Annotated in this window: 16 protein-coding genes; 6 read left to right on the top strand and 10 right to left on the bottom strand. The window is 52.7% G+C overall.

The window, feature by feature from the left end:
* Positions 1-108: 108 nt before the first annotated feature.
* From F0P93_RS11190 to F0P93_RS11180, 3 genes are read left to right on the top strand one after another with little or no spacing between them, the layout of a single operon-like run.
* Positions 109-474 carry a BlaI/MecI/CopY family transcriptional regulator gene (locus F0P93_RS11190; RefSeq protein ID WP_150876418.1) on the top strand — a complete coding sequence of 122 codons (366 nt, stop codon included), beginning with the start codon at positions 109-111 and terminating at the stop codon, positions 472-474.
* Position 475: 1 nt separating this feature from the next.
* Positions 476-1,645, top strand: a complete 1,170-nt coding sequence (locus F0P93_RS11185) for a M56 family metallopeptidase (protein ID WP_150876417.1) — start codon at positions 476-478, stop codon at positions 1,643-1,645.
* A 52-nt stretch (positions 1,646-1,697) separates the two neighbouring features.
* Positions 1,698-2,879, top strand: a complete 1,182-nt coding sequence (locus F0P93_RS11180) for a peroxiredoxin family protein (protein WP_150876416.1) — start codon at positions 1,698-1,700, stop codon at positions 2,877-2,879.
* 70 nt (positions 2,880-2,949) lie between these two features.
* Here F0P93_RS11180 and F0P93_RS11175 read toward each other — a convergent pair whose 3' ends face one another.
* The 4 genes from F0P93_RS11175 to F0P93_RS11160 all read right to left on the bottom strand — a co-directional run bounded on the left by F0P93_RS11175 (position 2,950) and on the right by F0P93_RS11160 (position 6,693).
* Positions 2,950-3,669 (bottom strand): glucosamine-6-phosphate deaminase, encoded by a 720-nt coding sequence (locus F0P93_RS11175; RefSeq protein WP_150876415.1) that lies wholly within the window; start codon positions 3,667-3,669, stop codon positions 2,950-2,952.
* 134 nt (positions 3,670-3,803) lie between these two features.
* A complete protein-coding gene (locus F0P93_RS11170) occupies positions 3,804-4,340 on the bottom strand; it encodes a DinB family protein (RefSeq protein ID WP_150876414.1) in 537 nt (178 codons plus the stop codon).
* A 62-nt stretch (positions 4,341-4,402) separates the two neighbouring features.
* Positions 4,403-5,281, bottom strand: a complete 879-nt coding sequence (locus F0P93_RS11165; protein ID WP_150876413.1) for a c-type cytochrome — start codon at positions 5,279-5,281, stop codon at positions 4,403-4,405.
* A gap of 272 nt (positions 5,282-5,553) precedes the next feature.
* Complete coding sequence (locus F0P93_RS11160) at positions 5,554-6,693, bottom strand: amidohydrolase (protein ID WP_150876412.1); 1,140 nt, start codon at positions 6,691-6,693, stop codon at positions 5,554-5,556.
* Positions 6,694-6,783: 90 nt separating this feature from the next.
* On the opposite strand from F0P93_RS11160, the gene F0P93_RS11155 reads away from it, so the two are divergent.
* Positions 6,784-7,140, top strand: a complete 357-nt coding sequence (locus tag F0P93_RS11155) for a VOC family protein (RefSeq protein WP_150876411.1) — start codon at positions 6,784-6,786, stop codon at positions 7,138-7,140.
* Between the two features lie 88 nt (positions 7,141-7,228).
* Positions 7,229-7,591 (top strand): winged helix-turn-helix transcriptional regulator, encoded by a 363-nt coding sequence (locus F0P93_RS11150; RefSeq protein WP_150876410.1) that lies wholly within the window; start codon positions 7,229-7,231, stop codon positions 7,589-7,591.
* A gap of 165 nt (positions 7,592-7,756) precedes the next feature.
* Here the strand turns inward: F0P93_RS11150 and F0P93_RS11145 are convergent, their stop codons facing one another.
* Both F0P93_RS11145 and F0P93_RS11140 read right to left on the bottom strand, forming a co-directional pair.
* Positions 7,757-9,253 (bottom strand): MBOAT family O-acyltransferase, encoded by a 1,497-nt coding sequence (locus tag F0P93_RS11145; RefSeq protein WP_150876409.1) that lies wholly within the window; start codon positions 9,251-9,253, stop codon positions 7,757-7,759.
* Positions 9,254-9,265: 12 nt separating this feature from the next.
* Positions 9,266-10,342 carry a hypothetical protein gene (locus F0P93_RS11140; RefSeq protein ID WP_150876408.1) on the bottom strand — a complete coding sequence of 359 codons (1,077 nt, stop codon included), beginning with the start codon at positions 10,340-10,342 and terminating at the stop codon, positions 9,266-9,268.
* A gap of 229 nt (positions 10,343-10,571) precedes the next feature.
* Between F0P93_RS11140 and F0P93_RS11135 the strand changes: the two genes are divergently transcribed.
* A complete protein-coding gene (locus tag F0P93_RS11135) occupies positions 10,572-11,750 on the top strand; it encodes a CPBP family intramembrane glutamic endopeptidase (protein ID WP_191908781.1) in 1,179 nt (392 codons plus the stop codon).
* Positions 11,751-11,842: 92 nt separating this feature from the next.
* Here F0P93_RS11135 and F0P93_RS11130 read toward each other — a convergent pair whose 3' ends face one another.
* The 4 genes from F0P93_RS11130 to F0P93_RS11115 form a co-directional block, all read right to left on the bottom strand.
* A complete protein-coding gene (locus F0P93_RS11130) occupies positions 11,843-12,283 on the bottom strand; it encodes an ester cyclase (protein WP_150876406.1) in 441 nt (146 codons plus the stop codon).
* Between the two features lie 97 nt (positions 12,284-12,380).
* Complete coding sequence (locus F0P93_RS11125) at positions 12,381-13,199, bottom strand: helix-turn-helix domain-containing protein (RefSeq protein ID WP_150876405.1); 819 nt, start codon at positions 13,197-13,199, stop codon at positions 12,381-12,383.
* 81 nt (positions 13,200-13,280) lie between these two features.
* Complete coding sequence (locus F0P93_RS11120; RefSeq protein WP_150876404.1) at positions 13,281-16,148, bottom strand: M16 family metallopeptidase; 2,868 nt, start codon at positions 16,146-16,148, stop codon at positions 13,281-13,283.
* Between the two features lie 66 nt (positions 16,149-16,214).
* Entirely contained in the window at positions 16,215-17,372 is a 1,158-nt protein-coding gene (locus tag F0P93_RS11115) for an acyltransferase family protein (RefSeq protein ID WP_150876403.1), read from the bottom strand.
* Positions 17,373-17,395 lie beyond the last annotated feature (23 nt).

Here is a 17,395-nt window from a genome sequence, read left to right as displayed (position 1 = left end):
CTTCGGCGGTCATTTGATTTAAACCAATGAACCGGGGCTATTTTTATTTTTCAAATTCACTTGCACGTAATTACGAAATATTCGTAGATTTACGAAAAAATCGTAGAAGTGAATAAGCTGACCGTACAGGAAGAAGAAGCCATGCTGGTGATCTGGAAAAGCCAGGGCGGTTTTGTCAAAGATTTTCTGGATCAACTGCCGGAACCCCGCCCGCCCTACACGACCCTGGCGTCCACGATTCGGAATCTGGAGCGGAAAGGGTTTCTGGAGAGTAAAAAATGGGGCAATACGTATCGCTACGAGCCGCTGATTAGCGAAGAGGAGTATAAGAAACGTTTCATGAGCGGTTTTGTGAGTGATTATTTCAGGAATTCCTTCAAAGAGCTGGTGGCGTTTTTTGCCGAAGACCAGAAAATCAGTGCCGATGAGCTGAAGGAGATTATCGATATGATTGAAAAACGCAAACCCGATTGATATGCCCCTGGTTTTGATATACCTGCTTCAGGCCAACACGGCTTTACTGCTGTTCTTTCTGGCATATTATCTGGTCCTTCGTCGGCTGACTTTTTATGGTCTGAATCGTCTGTCTCTGCTGTTCGGGATGGTTTTTTCCGTCATTTATCCTGTTATCGACTTTCCGGATTTAAGCAGCAGCAAGCCGGTGTTGGTTAGTTCGATTCAACGGATGGTAAGTTGGACGGTGCTGGAAACCATTCCGCAACAAACCGCTGACGGGAGTCAGTGGACGTGGCTGGTGGTTGTGTTCTGGTCCGGTGTTGGCGTGATGGCAGTCCGGCTGGCAGTGCAGTTGCTATCGCTCCACCGCATTCACCGGAGTGCGCAGCCGACAACGTACAAGGGGTTCCGTTTTCGGGCGGTTCATGAAAATTTCAATCCGTTTTCGTTCGGGCAAACGATCTACCTGAATCCGTCCCGACATTCGGAAGAAGAACTCGCGCCGATTCTGCAACACGAGCGGGTTCACGTTCGGGAATGGCACACGTTGGATGTCCTGCTGGCGGAATTGAGTACAATATTTTTCTGGTTTAATCCCGTAAGCTGGTTGCTAAAACGGGCCGTCAAAGAAAATCTGGAATTCAGCGTCGATCGGCAAATGCTGCAAACCGGTTTTGACGCTAGAAACTATCAATATATGCTGGTACGCATCGGCGGTTTGCGGGCGACTCTAGCCACTAATTTCACCGAACTGACCATCAAAAAGCGCATCGGGATGATGAACCGTAAACCGTCATCACGGCGATTGATGGCCAGTTATAGCCTTTTGTTGATGATTTTGGTCACGCTGAGTCTGCCAAAAATTCCGGGAGCATCAGTGAACCGGGAGCGAGGAATAACAACGGATGCCGGAAACTTTTCAATCGATCCGAAAAACGCATTTGCGGTAATTGATACGCCCAATGGAACGCTGAATCTGATCCGTAACATCCAGCTTAAACACCGAAAAGCCGGGTCGGAACCGCCAACTGAACTGATTCTTTTTTCGAAAAATAGCGAAGGCCGAGGCATGGACGTCTACGTGAAAATAAAGGACGATCAGATTGAACAGATAAAAATTCTGGCGCTGGCTTCTCCCCATTTTTCCGCAAACAACTTCTCCAAAAAACCGCTGGCTAGCTTGAAGTAACCTTTTCCAACACGTCTAAATTTCTCCATAATCTTCCTTCCTCCCTACTGCGATGAAATCATTGATTTTCAGTGGCATTCTTATGCCCTTTTTTCTGGTAATTACAACCCAAACGCCCGGTTTTGCGCAGTCTGGAACCGTTTCGGCGGAGGATGTACTTCGTAAAACTTCGCAAAAACTGAACAGCCTCGAAGGGCTCCATTACCGCTATCACCGGGAGCTGAATTATGTTTCGGAAGGCATCCACAACGAGATGAGCGGAGCGTGCTTTCTGGATTTTAGCAGTGTAAACCCGGTTTTGGACTTTCGCTACCAGTTCAGCAACGCGGATATACTGGCGGTTTTTAATGGTACCGAAAAGTTTGAATGTGACCGAAAAAGCAAGACGTTGCGGGTTACCGGCCAACCGGCCCGCCGGAATTTTGAGTCGCTTTCGTTCTTCTACGATTCGCCGGTCACGTATCGAAATGCGTTGCCAATACTTCTCACGGATGCGTCGGTTCCTAAAACCGTGCTGGATACCGCGGTGGACGCGAAGCCTTTTTATGCAGTGACCTTCACCCTGAAACAGAAAGTGATCGATTATCTGGGCGCTTACCGTCCCATTACGGCAGACCGATCGATCCGATACCGTTTGCTGATCGATAAGGCGACGCATTTGCCCGTTGAAGTGATACAGTCCAACAACCGCAACCAAGATTTTACAAAAACCCGCTTTCAATACCTCGATGCGACAGCTTCGCCGGTTGATTCGTCCTGGTATTTTTCCAGTTACCGGAATGAGTACAAGCTGGTGAACCCGGAAGATGAAAAGCTGCAAATCATTCCACGCGGCCAAACCGCCCCGGATTGGACCTTGCCGGTTTTTGACCGCACGACCGAACTTACGCTGAGTCAGTTGAAAGGGAAGGTCGTTTTGCTGGAATTCTGGATTCGGAATTGCGGCTACTGTGTGGCGTCTGTCCCCGACTTAAATGCCCTTTATAACCACTACAAAGCCAACGGTTTCGAACTTTTGGGCATCAATCCGCATGATTCGAAGAAGATTATTGCGGTTTTTAAACAGAAAATCCAGCCGGAGTACCCGCTGCTATACGATGCGCAGGACGTGGCGAAACACTACGGGGTCGGTATGTTTCCGATGGTTGTATTGCTTGATAAAACCGGAAAAGTGCTCTATTCCGGCGAGTTCAAGCGGGAAAACGTGGCGAAACTGATTGAGGAGAATTTGTAATGGGTTGGGTGGTTGTTAGTAGTGTAAAGCACTACTAACAACCACTATGTTCTGAGAGAAAGACGGTTTATTACTCCCCAGCCGCGTCCCGATCCACCCAAACATACCCCTTCGGATGCGTTTGCATGATGCTGGCTGGAAACTCTTCCGTCACCGGGCCTTCCAGGGCGGTTTTGATCACCGGGGCTTTTTTGCTGCCGCTGGCAATCAGAATGGCTTCCCGGGCGTCCATCAATTGCTGCAGGCCGGTCGTGACGCCCAGCGTCAGGGGTGTTGGCGTCGTGAAATATTTTTGCCCGACGGTGATGGTCGTTTCGGCCAGTTCGGAAACGTGGGCTTTGAGGGTAAAGGGTGTTCCGGGTTCGTTCAAGGCAATGTGGCCGTTCAGACCGACGCCCACCAGAATGAGGTCAAAACCGCCCCGGTCATCCACAAACTGCGTCATCGACGCACATTCAGCTTCCAGATCATCGGCTTTGGCATCGAACAGGCGGTATTGATCGGACGGAATGTTGAGGGGTCCGAAGAGTTCGCGCTGGAGGTAATTCGCGCAACTTCCTTCACTTTCCGGTCCTAAACCGACCCATTCATCCAGACCTACAAACGTGCAGCGGTCGACGCTGGTTTTTCCTTCTTTGACCAGTTGAACCAGCGCCCGGTAGGTGCCCACGGGCGTGTCGCCGGAAGCGGCACAAATCAGGGCATCGGGTTTGCGGTTCAGTAAGTCGGCAATGTGTTGGGCAGTATGACGGGAAAGCGTTTCGTAGTCGGCGAAAATCTGGAAGTTCATGAGCGGGGTTTAGCAGTTTGGCCGCTAAAATACGGCGAAGCGGTCTATTTCCCTGCAAAGGGCTCAAAATCTATTTCCGAAAGTCATTCATCCGGATGGCCAACCCGCTCAAAACCCCTTTTTTCAGGAGTTCACTAAACCGCCAGCATCGTCTGCAAATTCGTCACCTGGTTCCGATGGCGGTCGATATGAAACCGCAGAAATTCAAACCGCTGTCCGATATCCAGCGGTCCCGAAATCGGGTGCGGGTGAATAATCGCTTCAAAATCTTCGTCGGCCAACTCCTGACTCAGCTGCGTCAAGGGCTGTTGCAGACTTTCCAGAGCCGCCAGCCAGAAAGCCACGGAACCACCCATGCGGGGCGCAGCAATGGGCGGCACTTTCTCCTTCGGCTGCCAGGTTCGCGCGATGATTTCTTCAATCGACAGTCCCCGGTGGATGAGTTCCCCTGCGTAAACGGGCGGTTTTCCGTCTCGTTTGGCCTGCAAAATCTTCCACATGCCCCAGATGCCGCCGTGTTCGGCCCAATACAGATGCTCGGTATTTTCTACGGCGCTCCACGTTTCCGGATCGGGTTTCCAATGCGCCTGCTCTTCCGTCAGTTGCTGCACGCAATGAATGTAGCGGTTTCGGGCGGTTCCGACCGACTGGAGTAGTTCTTCGAGGGCCATGCGGTTTAGGTTTTACGAGTAAGGGTCAGCGAAAGTAACAAAACCCCAGTGGTTTTCTACCGTTACTTCAAGTCGTGCAGGTATAAATAAATGGCTTTCAGTTCGTCGTCGGTGTACACGGTGGCGAAATACTTCCAGGGCATAAAATCGTTGATCACGCGCCCATCGGGGGTTTTACCTGTCCGGATGGCAGTAACAAAATTTTCCGACGTCCATTTTCCGACTTTGCCTGTTTGGGTCAGGTCCGCAATGTGCGGTTCGCCGGGACCGTGGCCAGGCCCCCCTTTGAAACTAGCACCGTGGCAGCCGGAGCAGGTAGCGGCCAGGTATTTTCCGTAGACTGCATCCACAGCAGCCGGTACATTTTCGGCGGGTTGGGCTTCGTGGTCAATGACTTCAGCCGGAAAAAGCGGCAACTCGCCGGTAAACGCTAAAAACCGCCCCAAAGGTTTCACTTCTTTGGCCGGGTGGATTTTATCGACGGGTGGCTGACTTTTCAGGTAATGAATCAACGCACCCATATCCCGGTTCGACAGCGGAGCACTGACTTCCGGTGCCGGCATGAACCACAACGTTTTGTTGTCTTTTCCCAAACCATGCCGCAAGGCGCGAACCCAGTCCTGATTCGTATAGGAAATGCCGCCTTTTCCGGTAGTCAGGTTAGACGTATACAAAATACCGATTGGTGTGCTTGCGTCGAAGAACGGTCTGCCACTGAAATCGGCACCGTGGCATTCCGCGCACCCCCGAATGCCGGCAATGTGTTTGCCCAGCGCGTAAGAAGCCGAGTCGTTCGGAATGGTGAGCGGCTGCAATTTGACAGCATACACCTTGTTGGCGCGTGACTCGGTCTGAAAATAAACGACCACGTAAAAAACCAGAAGTAAAGCTACCACAGCGCCAATGACAATGCCGGCCCATTTTAAGACTTTCCTGAACATGATGAATTGTGCGTTAAGAGGGAGTGAGTTGTGTGATCCATAACCCCGGTTTTCGAAAAACCGGCCTTCCAGTGCTGGCTGAAAAGCGTTATCTGACAATAAGTTAGAATCGAATGGGTTTGGTACTCACAACTATTGAGCAAGTGGTAGAAAGAGCCTTTTTAATTGATTATTCGGTTACAGTATACGGTATACGGTTTTCAGTTTACGGTGGCTGACGCGTTAGCCTAAATGCGCTAGCCACCGTAAACCGTAAACTGAAAACCGTAAACCTATTTGTGCTGAAGGTCAATCAATTCCAGAAACATCCGGGCCGCGGGTTCGATCAACTCATCGTTAAAATCGTAGTCGTCGTTGTGCAGAGCCGGGGTGTTTTCGCCCGCGCCGATCCCGAACATGGCGCCCTGGAAATGTTGTGTGAAAAGACCGAAATCTTCGCCCCATTTAAACGGTTCCTGTTTTTCCACGAACGAGTACCCCAATTTCAGTGCGCTGTTTTTGACCTGGTCAAACGCATCGGCATCGTTTTGGCTGGCAAAAAAGACCTCCGTGATGGCGGTTTCTATGTCAACACCGGTTCCGACGCTGAGGATCGACAAGACGCTCAGCAATTGCTTGGTCAGCCGTTCCATGTTCTGGCTGGTTCGGGTTCGGAGCGTCAGATGCACTTCGCCGTAACCTGCCGAGATACCGTACGATTTTTCGCCCAGCGTGGTGTAAACCGGGGTGACCAGTGCAAAGTCGTCGGATCGGCTGTCGGGGTGCATCAACTGCCTGGTTTTTAGTACAAAATCTGCCATCAGATACGCCGGATTGATGCCATTTTCGGGTTCTGCCGAATGCGACACTTTGCCCCTAAACGTCACGATCAGGCTTTGAACGGCTGACGTAAACGGGCCGGGTTTGCAGACAATCGTGCCTGAACTGAAACCGGGCAGATTGTGCAGGGCAAACACCCGGTCGGGGCGAATCGCGGCAAAGGCGGGGTCGTCCAGAACGGCTTTGGCACCTTCACCGGTTTCTTCAGCGGGTTGAAAAAGCAGATACACCCGGCCTTTCAGCGACGGTTTTTCGGCCAGATGAGCCGCCAGCCGGGCGAGAATGGCCGCGTGGCCGTCGTGGCCGCACTGGTGGGAAACCCCTTCGATCCCGGATTTGTGTGCAAACTCGTTGACTTCCTGAATCGGTAAAGCGTCGATGTCCGCCCGGATCAGGGTGACCGGCCCCGTAACATCCGCTCCGTATTGCAGCAGCAGCCCGGTTTTTCCTACTTCGATCAGGCTAACCGGATTAAACCGGCTCACAAATTCCTGAATCCGTCGCTGAGTTTCAAATTCCTGCCCGGAAACCTCCGGGAAACGGTGAAGTTCCCGTCTGAATTCGGTGAAGCGGCTGGTTTTTTCTGAAGACATAGGTTGCTGAAAGGAATTTACAACGAAATTCGGGAGCGATAAAAGTAAGCGAAATTTGCAGTAGGTTGCACCCCAATCCATAAAAATACGATGATTCATTTCAAGCGGTTAGACCACATTCTGATTTCCATTCCGGAAGGGAAAAAAGCAGAAGCGAGAACATTTTATGGCGATGTGCTGGGCCTGGAAGAAGTCCCGGGTGAGCATCCCGGTGGTGCGCTCTGGTTTTCGATTGCCGATATTCAACTGCATTTTCGCGAAGAAGCCGCCGGGCCGTATTCCAAACGGCACCCGGCTTTTGAAATTGCGAACCTGGAGGAAGCCAAACAGCAACTGGAAAACCACGGCATCGCGATCACCTATTCGTCCGAGATCGACGGACGGCAGCGGTTTTTCTTCCACGATCCGTTCGATAACCGCATCGAGTTATTGCAATTTGCTGATTAGAAGCTTCCTGTTAAATTTCTATATTTGCTATCGAAAAGATACCAGACTCCAAACGGATACCGGTATTTCTAAACAGTTTCGGACGGTTATGGTCAAGCAAAAAGATAAGGTCATTCATACCAAAAGCGCCTGCGACCGCAGCTTAGCCGGGGTGCGGGATGCGCTTTATGTCCTCAATGGCAAATGGAAATTGCCCATCATCATTGCCCTGTCCGAAGGCCCGTCGCGGTTCAAGGACCTGCAACGGCGGGTGGAAGGCATCACGCCCAAATTGCTCTCGAAAGAGCTAAAAGAACTGGAGCAAAACGAGTTTGTCGTGCGCCATGTTTATCCGCAAACCCCGGTTTTGGTCGAATACGAATTAACGGAATACAGCCGTTCGCTGGACGACATCATTCAGGCGATGGCAGACTGGGGTTTTCAACACCGGGCGCGCATTCAGTCCCGGTAATGAAAGACCTTGCCCCGTTCCCTAAAGGCCGGGCTGTTGATTTCTTCGACTTTTGCCCTCCAGCTCCCTAAAGGGGGAGTTTTCCCGCGTTCCAGGCTCCCCATTTAGGGGGTTGGGGGGCAAAAGCGGAAGAACCCAACAGGCCTGCCCTTCAGGGGCAAGTTATCAGAACTGAAAGTAAATGAACGAGTTGCTGCTTTTCTGAGTCAGAATCAGTAAAATCAGCATGACCGCCCAGACCAGGCTGAGCAGCCACCACGGCAGTCGCGCCCCAAGTTTCACCAGCGACGAATTGCGCATGGCCCAGTGACAGGCAATCAAAATCACCGTGACGGAACTGACTTTCAGGATGTCGAGAGACGTGAGCAGGGCCGCTCCGTTGGGAATGACGCCAAACATCGACAGCAGAATTCGCATCGCGCTGCCAAAATCGGGGGCGCGGAAAAACACCCAGGTGATATCGACCAGAAACAGAGTCAACAACGCTAGACCGAAGTTGCCGAGCCTTCCGTTCCACGAAATTGGTACCATCGACGCCTGCGCAACGGTTCCGGACAGCACCTGGTCGGAGCGGTTTTGTTCGGCAAAACTCCGCTGCCGCTTGCCGGACCAATCCCGGATCAGTCGCTCGGCGCACAGAAAAATGCCGTGCAAACCGCCCCAGATCACGAAGTTCCAGGACGCTCCGTGCCACAAGCCGCCCAGCAACATTGTGATCATCAGGTTGATATAGGTCCGGGCAGCGCCCTTGCGGTTTCCGCCCAGCGGAATATAGAGGTAGTCGCGTAGCCAGGTTGAGAGCGTGATGTGCCACCGGCGCCAGAAATCCGAAAAACCGATGGCCGCGTAGGGGTACCGGAAATTGTCGGGCAGCACGAAGCCCAGACACAGCGAAATGCCGATGGCGCAGGTCGAATAGCCCGCAAAATCACAGAAAATCTGCCCCGAAAACGCCATCACACCCATCCAGGCATCCAGTGGTTGCACCGGAAAGGGCACCCCAAAAACCGTATCGGCCGAGTCGGCCAGCAGCGTATCGGCAACAACCACTTTCATGAACAGGCCGAGTGACAGCAGAAAAAGCCCCCAGGTCATCTGTTGGGTCGTGGCGCGGTGGGGTTCCTTAAACTGCGGAATCAGGTCTTCGGGCCGGACAATCGGTCCCGCAACCAGGTGCGGAAAAAACGTAACAAACAGCGCAAAATTCAGAAAAGACGGTTCGGGTTCGGCTTTCCGACGGTAGACATCCAGCGTGTACGAAAGCGTTACGAAGGTGTAAAACGAAATACCGACCGGTAGGATTATATCGGGTTTGGCGGCCTGGAAGGCAATGCCCATCGCCGACAGCAAAGCCGTAAAGTTTTCCAGTAAAAAACCGCCGTATTTAAAGTAGCTCAACATGCCCAGATTCAGCAGCAGGCTGACGGTCAGGAGGAGTTTTCGGGGTGCCGACCGTTGCTCGCGGGCAATCAGCCGGGCCATGTAAAAATCCACCACCGTCGAAAGCCAGAGCAGCAAAATGAAGGGCGGATTCCAGAGAGCGTAAAATAAGTAACTGGCCAGCAGCAAGTTGATCTTTTTTGCCTTCCAGGGCAGAGGAAGGTTGTGCAGCACCAGCAGCAGAACGAAGAAGAGGGCGAAACTGTAGGAGTTGAAAACCATGATCGTCAGGAGCTATTGGTGGGGAGGAAGGGAAGCCGTAAGGGCGGGCTTTTGAGTAGGCCGGATCGGGATGGGCCAGCCGGTTTTCTGCTTCAGAATCGGGATAAAATCCTGCGTGAACGTGACCGCATCCTTCGGTGCCAGGTGCGACCATTCCGGACAGCGGTATTTGGACAATGCCGGGTAATCCGCAAAATAAATACCGGGCGTCCGGGTATGCGCCAGCAGCCGATCCCAGTATTTTTCCCGCGGGTGGCTCATTTTTTCGGCTTCGTAGAAAGGGCCGTCCGAAGGCATCCGGACAAAAACCACCTGGCCACCCCGCGCCCGAATCTGGTCTACCGACTTCTTGACCGAATCCAGAATGCCCGTAACCATCGCATCCGGCATGGTTTGCTTCGGGCTGTGGGCGCCAATGTCCAGCCAAACCGCCTGCACTTGGTGCTGAATGGCGGTGTCGGCCACCATCGCGTCTGTCATCACATCCTGCCGGTCGAACTGGATGATCGAAAACTCTTTTGGGAATTTCGGTCCACCCCAGGTGCCGGGCCGGGGCGGAATCGGCAGGTTGGTCAGCAGGGGACGCAGGGCCAGCCGTTCTTCATCCAGAAAATACAGCCAGGGTTCCAGCACCCGGTTGATGTGGAAGCTGATCTGCTGGGAAAGCGACCACCTGGGATAAAAATTGACCCGTTTCGTGGCCTCCCGTTCGGGAAAAGAACCGTCGGGCGCGAAGAAAAGGCCTTCGGTGACGCCAATGATGAGTGTTCCTTTGAAGTTCGGATCTTTGGCCAGATCCGTCAGCAAAGGCCGGGGGGCCGTACCGACCAGCGCCAGTTGGATCGGTTTTTCGCCGGTTGTAGCCTCCCAGGTCGCCAGATCGAGGTCGAACTTGACGCGCGACGAGCCAATGATCACGGGCCTCGACGGGCTGCTCCGGTAAATTTCTTTCCGGGTGTGGGCCCACAGGCTTTCGTCGTCGTTGTAGGAAAGCCCGAGGTTCTGACTGCGCCAGTACCATTCCCAACCAACGACAAACGTCAGAACCAGGACCAGCGTCAATAGGCTCGATTTTAGAAGTGGGGTCATTTGTGTAAAGGTTATCGTATTGTGTATCAGTTTGTTCGGTATAATCTACAAAAGCTGGATCTGAAAACCGGCGGGTTATTTATTAATTGGTCGAACATCGAAGAATTTTACCAGATTTTGTCTCAGAAATGATGTTTTGAAGAGAATCGGTCATTTTTGCGGTTTTTTGCTTCGGCCAATAGCCCATCTGATTTTCTTTTCGTAGTTATCTGGAACAAATCGACGGATGATGAAAAAGACGACGGGGTATGCGGGTGAAATACGGACGGGCGTGCTGTTGACAGCGGCCTTGTTTGCGCTTTTCCTCTATTTCAATGGGCAACTTCCACCCGCCGAACTCCTGCTGGCGAGTCCGTATTTCATCGGGTTGTATTTCCTGACGTTCACCCTGGGGCAACCGGCTCTTTTCGAATCACTCCGTCGGACCGTGAGCACCAGCCTGGAGCGGGCCCTTGTGTTTCCGGTGTTGCTGATTGTTATTCTGTATTCGTATCTGGGATTCCACGGGCATTCGCCGTTCAAAGGGTCGGCTGCGCTGTTTCCTTTCTATTTACTGTTTCCGGTCCTCGTTTTTTTAGCCTACCCAAAGGGCTACCAACCGATCAAATGGACGGATTTTGCGGTTTATTTTCTCTTTCTGATTCCGGCCACGTCCATTTCCTTCGGCGTTAAAACCAACTTGCCTTTCAACGGCGCGGGCTTCAGCAATGTGTTGCGGTTTGTGCTGATTCTGACGGCGGTCTACGGTTTTGGCACCATCCGAAAGCTGCCCGACATCGGTTTTTTCCCGACTTTTAACTGGCGTTATCTTAAAACCGCCGTCTGGGTTTGGCTGGCTTTTATTGCCTTAACCGCCTTGATTGCGTACGTCAGCGGTTTTCTGAAAACCAGCGGTTACGAACCGCTTTCGATGGCGTTGATTCCCCTGGCCGTTGGCGAGATGGTGCGGATTTTTTTTGGTACGGCCTTATTCGAAGAACTCTTTCTGCGGGGCATTTTGCAAAACATGCTGGCCCGGAAAATTACGGAATCGGGTGTCTGGAAGACGTACTGGACGTGGGGATTTGCGGTTTTTCTGCTGCTCTCGCTGCTCACCGGGTATCTGATGCACGCGGCCCTTCTGTGGGTTCCGGTTCTGATCACGGTTCTTTTATTCCTTGCCGCTTACTGGATTGAGAAGAAATCGATCGAGTTGAATGGTCCGTATACGGCCCTGGCGATCACAAGTATCTTTTTTGGCCTGGTTCATTTTCACGCGGGTTCGCTGGTCTTTGTGGGCCTGGCCAGCATTGCGGGCTGGGGCTATGGCTACACGTACATGAAAACGAAAAATGTCTTTTACGCGGCTCTGGTTCACACGCTCGTCAATTCATCGGAGTTTCTGTTCAATCTGGAAACGCTGAAGTGAGGAGCGATTTAGACAAGAGAGGATAGACAAGAGAGTAAAGACTAGTGCTCAGAAAACAGTCTATCCTCTCTTGTCTATCCTCTCTTGTCTCTTTAAACACCCAATTGTTGCTGGAAGCTGGCGTGATCCCAGTCGATGGCCACTGCCACGATCTTGTCGTCTTCGTTGAAACGAAAAATGAAGATATGGTCGCTGTTAAAGTGCAAACCTTTGTTCGTAATGCCGGCAAAATCAGCGGTTTGGGTTCCGAACAATGCCACATTACAAATGATTTTGTCGCCATCGGCCGTCACTTTATCGACGGTATTGTCGATGTCCGGGAAAGCGCCGATGACGCCCGTCCAGAAATTCCGACCTAAATCGCCAATGGTTCCCTGCGGATCGGGGCCGAGTGGCATGAGCCAGAATTCGCCGGCGGGGTCGAAGAGGGCCATCATCCGCTCAATATCCCGTTCCTGGTAGGCTGAGAAAAATTCAATGCTGGTGCCTTTGCGGGTCAGGTCGGTCAGGGAGTCTGTTTGTGTCGTTTTCATGAAAAATCGTGGTTATATGATACACCAAAAGTACCTGACCCCCGGGCGGCTTTATTGTACAAATGCGACATTTTGCAAGAGACTCATAAACCGTCATTCACGATCGGAGAAAATTCGCCAGCTCGACGTTATCCCGTACGTACAGCGATGGAATCCGGCCCGTAAAACCGGTAAACTCACGGATGAAATGCGACTGGTCGTAATACCCCGCCCGGTAAATGACGTCGTGCCAATCGTCCACGTTCCAGTGTTTGCTGGCCAGTTGAGCACACAAGTAACCAATGCGCCGGATGCGGGCGTAATATTTTGGACTCACCCCGACTTTGGTCAGAAATTTTCGTTCAAACTGCCGTCGGCAAACGTACAGTTCGTCCATTAATTCATTGATGTTGATGATGCCCCGCTGGTCTACGATCAGGTTGGCAACGTAGTCCGTGCGGTCGGTTACAGCATTGGTGCGGGTCATCTGATTGCTCAAAAAGGCTTCCAGCAGCCGAATCCGACCGGTGGCACTGTTGGGTTCGACGATGCGTTCCTGAACGGTTCGGATGCCATCGCCCAGAACGGCGGTCAGATCGATGCGTTCATCGGCAAATTCATACATCGGTAACCCAAACAGACTGTTCAGGCCCGCCGGACGAAAAACCGCCCCGACCATGCCGATTTGTCCCTGCAACTGCAATTGGTAGCTGCGGGTCGACTGCCCGCTCAGGAAGGACGCGGGCACCACTTTCGTTCCGTTTTTCTGCGTTTGAAGCCGGTACGGATCACCATAATTGAACACCAGCGAGCCGTAGCCGTTCGGGGGCGACTCGACGGTCATCGGCTGGGCCAGCGACAGCCCGTTTTCCCAAACGTAGTAGCACTCGACAAACGGGCGCAGATGGGGAGCCGGTTGATACTTTTGGTAGAGCATGGGACAAGCAGGGAAACAAAGCAAGATATGCTTTTTTCCCTGTAAAGCGGCCCAACGATTTAGCGAAAGGTAAGTCGGGGCCTACTTTCGCTCCGGCACCAGCAACAACTTGATAAAATTCTTGCCAAAATACTGATTGGCAGCCTGTTTCGTACTTTCGGGCGTCACCTGTTTCAGAAAATCCGCTTCGTGCAGGATTTCGTTCGGGTCGTCCTGGTTGAAATACTGGTTGGACAGATACCCCAGCCAGAAATTGTTCTGCTTCAACTGAACTTCCGTTTCGCGCCGGGTTTCAGCTTTGAACTTGTCGATGTCTTTGGAATCGGCACCGTTCTGCTTCAGTTTTTCGATCTCGGCCAGGGTTCGCGCGATCAGTTTATCGACGTTTTCGGGGGCGCAACTGAAACCGACGCGGAACGTATACCGCTGCGCCGGAATTTTGGCATAAGCTCCGTTGACGCCCACACCGTAGACCCCGCTTTCTTCTTCCCGCAGCGTTTCGGTCAGTTTGATCTCCAGCACTTCGGCCAGTGCGTCGACCTGAGTGGCATTTTCGGCATTCCAGACAAAATCACCGCTGAAAATCAACTGCACCGTACTCCGGGGTTCCAGGCCCTTGGTGACGGATTTCTCGATTTTCCCGGCCGGAATCCGGATGCCCAGGTCGCGGTAGGTTTCCTTGCGGTTGGTGGAAGGTAAACCGCCCAAATATTTCTCAATCAGCGGTTTAATATCCTTTTCTTTGAAATTTCCGACGAAGAAGAATGTGAAGTCGCTGGCGTCGGCAAAGCGGTCTTTGTAAATCGCCCCGGCCCGGTTGACGTCCACTTTATCCAGCCGTTCGGGCGTCAGGGGCAACCGGCGGTAGTTATAGGCCCCCAGCAGCGACTGAACCGTATCCTGAAAAACCTTCTGGGGCGTTGGGGTGGCCAACTGATTTTGCAGCAGGCTCCGCTGGTTCGACAAAAAGCCCTTGATCACGTCGGGGTCCTGACGCGAGGCCGTGAAGTAGGCATAAACCAATTGCAGGGCCGTTTCCAGATCGTCAGGCGTGGTGCTGCCGCTGATGCCTTCGGTCGTTTCACCGATGTAGGGCGACACGCTGACGGTTTTTCCGGTCAGGTATTTACCCAACTGAATCTGGTTATATTCGCCAATACCGCTCATGTGCGTCAGCGTCGAGGCAAACCGCGCCGATTCAAAATCCTTGTCGGGGTAGAGAGACGTTCCGCCTGGACTGTTGGCCGAAAAAATGATCTGATCGTTTTTAAAATCCGTCGGTTTCAACACCACCTTCACGCCGTTGCGGAGCGTCCATTCCGTGACGTTGATGTCCTTGATTTCTTTTTCGCTCGTTACTGGACCGCCAACGGGAAGCGTCGGCAACAGCGGTTTGTCCATTGTCTTATCGACATACGCCGTCAGGTTTTTACCGGCATTGTCGATCAGGGCCAGCACCTGCTTTTCGGTCGGGAGTTTGGCTTTGTCTTTTTCGGGAGCCATGATGACCACGGCCCGGTTTTCGGTCGTAATGAACTGTTTCGCCAGGTTGTTAACGTCGCCAACGGTGATTCCACCGATGTATTTTTTCAGAAAATCATTGTAAAACGAGATGCTTACCGGAATGTCGCCTTTCAGGAAGTTCTCCACGTATTCGCCGACGTAGCTCGTGGAACGGGTTTTGTCGCGTTCCCGGTAGATGCGGTCGACGGCTTTCAGATACTGTTTTTTGGCCCGATCCAGTTCCGTTTCCGTAAATCCGAAGCGATCGACGCGGGCGTTTTCGTCCAGAATGGCCGTGACGGCCCGCGCCACGTTTCCGTCTTTGGCAATCACGTACGAACTGAAAGCGTCCTGATCGCCCAGAAAACCGCCGTAATTGCTGTAACCGGCCAGAAACGGCGGGTCGGCCTGCTGCGTGAGTTCATTGATGCGGTTTCCGATCATGGAGTTGAACAACACCCGTTTTACCGCTTCGCGGATGTCATACAGGGTTTTCTCCTTGATTTCGGGGCGTTTATACATAATCTGCACCATCGTGTTTGGTTGTTCGGGATCGGTCACGATGGCAATTTTCGTGTCTTTGTGGGGCGGAACCGGGTATTGCGGGCGCGGTTTCGGGTTCGTTGCCGCCGGAATCCGTCCGAATTTTTCCTTGATGATGCTTTCAACCTGATCCACATCGAAGTCGCCCACGGCCACCACCGCCATCAAATCCGGGCGGTACCAGTCTTTGTAAAACCGTTGCAGCACTTCGGGTTTGAAGGTTTTGATGATGTCATCTTTTCCGATGGGCAGACGGCTGGCGTAGCGGGAGTTGTTGAGAATCAGCGGAAAATACTTCTCGCGCATCCGCTGACCCGCCCCGCGACCCGACCGGGCTTCTTCCAGAATCACCCCCCGTTCTTTTTCGATTTCAGCCGGGTCCATCGTCACGTTATGTGCCCAGTCTTCCAGAATCTGAAACGCCCGCTCAAAAAGCCGCGCCGAGTCGGTCGGAACGGGCAGTTGGTAAACCGTCTCGTCAAAACCGGTCGACGCGTTCAGGTCGGCCCCAAACCGGACGCCCGACGATTGCAGGAAGCTCACCAGCTCGTTTTTCGGGAAGTTCTTCGTGCCGTTGAACGCCATGTGTTCCATGAAGTGGGCGAGCCCCTGCTGGTCGTCCGTTTCCAGAATCGACCCGGCATTGATCGCCAACCGCAGTTCGGCCCGGTTTTTGGGCTCGGCATTTTTGCGGATGTAATAGGTAATCCCGTTCGGCAGTTTCCCCACTTTAACGCCCGGATCGAACGGAATGGGTTCTTTCAGTTCGGCGGGGATTCCCGCCGAGACGACTGCTTTGGAAGGAACAGCGGCTTTTTTGGTGCCGGTTTTGGCGGGTTGCTGGGCATTCGCACCGGTTACCAACAGAGAAATGGCAAGGCCGGTCGCAAGAATCTTGTTCATTAGGTCGGTTTTGAAAACACAGCGGATTACGTGTCTGCTGTGTTAACTCAAAATTAGCGGCATTATTTATACTTTAATAATGATTTTTTGTTGATACATCCAGCCCAGAATCCCGAACCAGATCAACACAAAGGTCAGCGCCCCGGCCAGCGACGCATTGTACGGACTTTCGAAATACGGCACAAACAACGTTTGGTACAGCCACTCCTTCGCGCCGATTTCCGCGCCATCGGGCTGCTGCACTTTGATCATGTTCAAAATGCGCGGAATCAGACCGGAGAGAAAGAAAACCGTGATGGCATTGACGCCGAAGGCCACGAACGGTTTGGTCCATTTTTTATAACCCTGCACGTCGATCAGCCAGTAGCACAAGGCCAGTCCCTGCAACGCCAAACCGGAAGTGAGCAACACGAACGAGCTGGTCCAGAGGGATTTGTTGATCGGAAAAAAGCCATTCCAGACGTAAGCCCCCAATAAAGAGAAACAACCCGCTACGAACAGCCAGACCGCTTTTTCTGCTTCCGGTCGGCGGGATTTCAGGAGCGTTCCGGCCAGAATTCCGGACAGGCCGGTGGCAATGGCGGGCAGAGTGCTTAGTAGTCCTTCGGGGTCCCAGATTTTCGAGGTTTTCCATAGGTGTCCGCTCAGCAAAGTTCGGTCGATCCAGGCACCGAGGTTGGTTTCGGCTTCCAGATTGGCCGGGCCAAAATCCGGCACGGGAACGAACGACATCAACAGCCAGTAGCCGACGAGCAAAATCCCGACCAGCCAGCCCTGCGTTCGGGTGTCGGTTTTGATGTAAATCAGCGAACAGGCCAGATACACCAGCGCAATCCGCTGCAAAACGCCCGGAATCCGGACGGTCGTGAAATCAAATTTCGGAAACAGGTTCAGAAACAAACCCAGACTAAACAGGATCAGACTTCGCTTCACAATTTTTCCCGCCAGTCCGGCCCGGTCCTTCTGCTGCAGCGCATACGAAATCGATACGCCAACAATGAAGAGGAAAAACGGAAAAATGAGGTCGGTGGGCGTCCAGCCGTGCCAGTGGGCGTGTCCCAGCGGGGCGTAGATGTGGCCCCAGTCGCCGGGATTGTTGACCAGAATCATGGCCGCAACGGTGATGCCCCGGAAGGTGTCGAGGGAAAGAAGCCGGGAGGAACTCACCGACCGAAGAGTGTCCCGGTTTGGGTCGTTTGTGTGCGAAGTAGACGTTGGTTGCATGAGTCGCTACAGGAACTGGAATG

The sequence above is a fragment of the Larkinella humicola genome (genome assembly GCF_008727875.1).
Lineage (GTDB): Bacteria > Bacteroidota > Bacteroidia > Cytophagales > Spirosomataceae > Larkinella > Larkinella humicola.
This window is presented reverse-complemented; position numbering and strand designations above follow the sequence as displayed.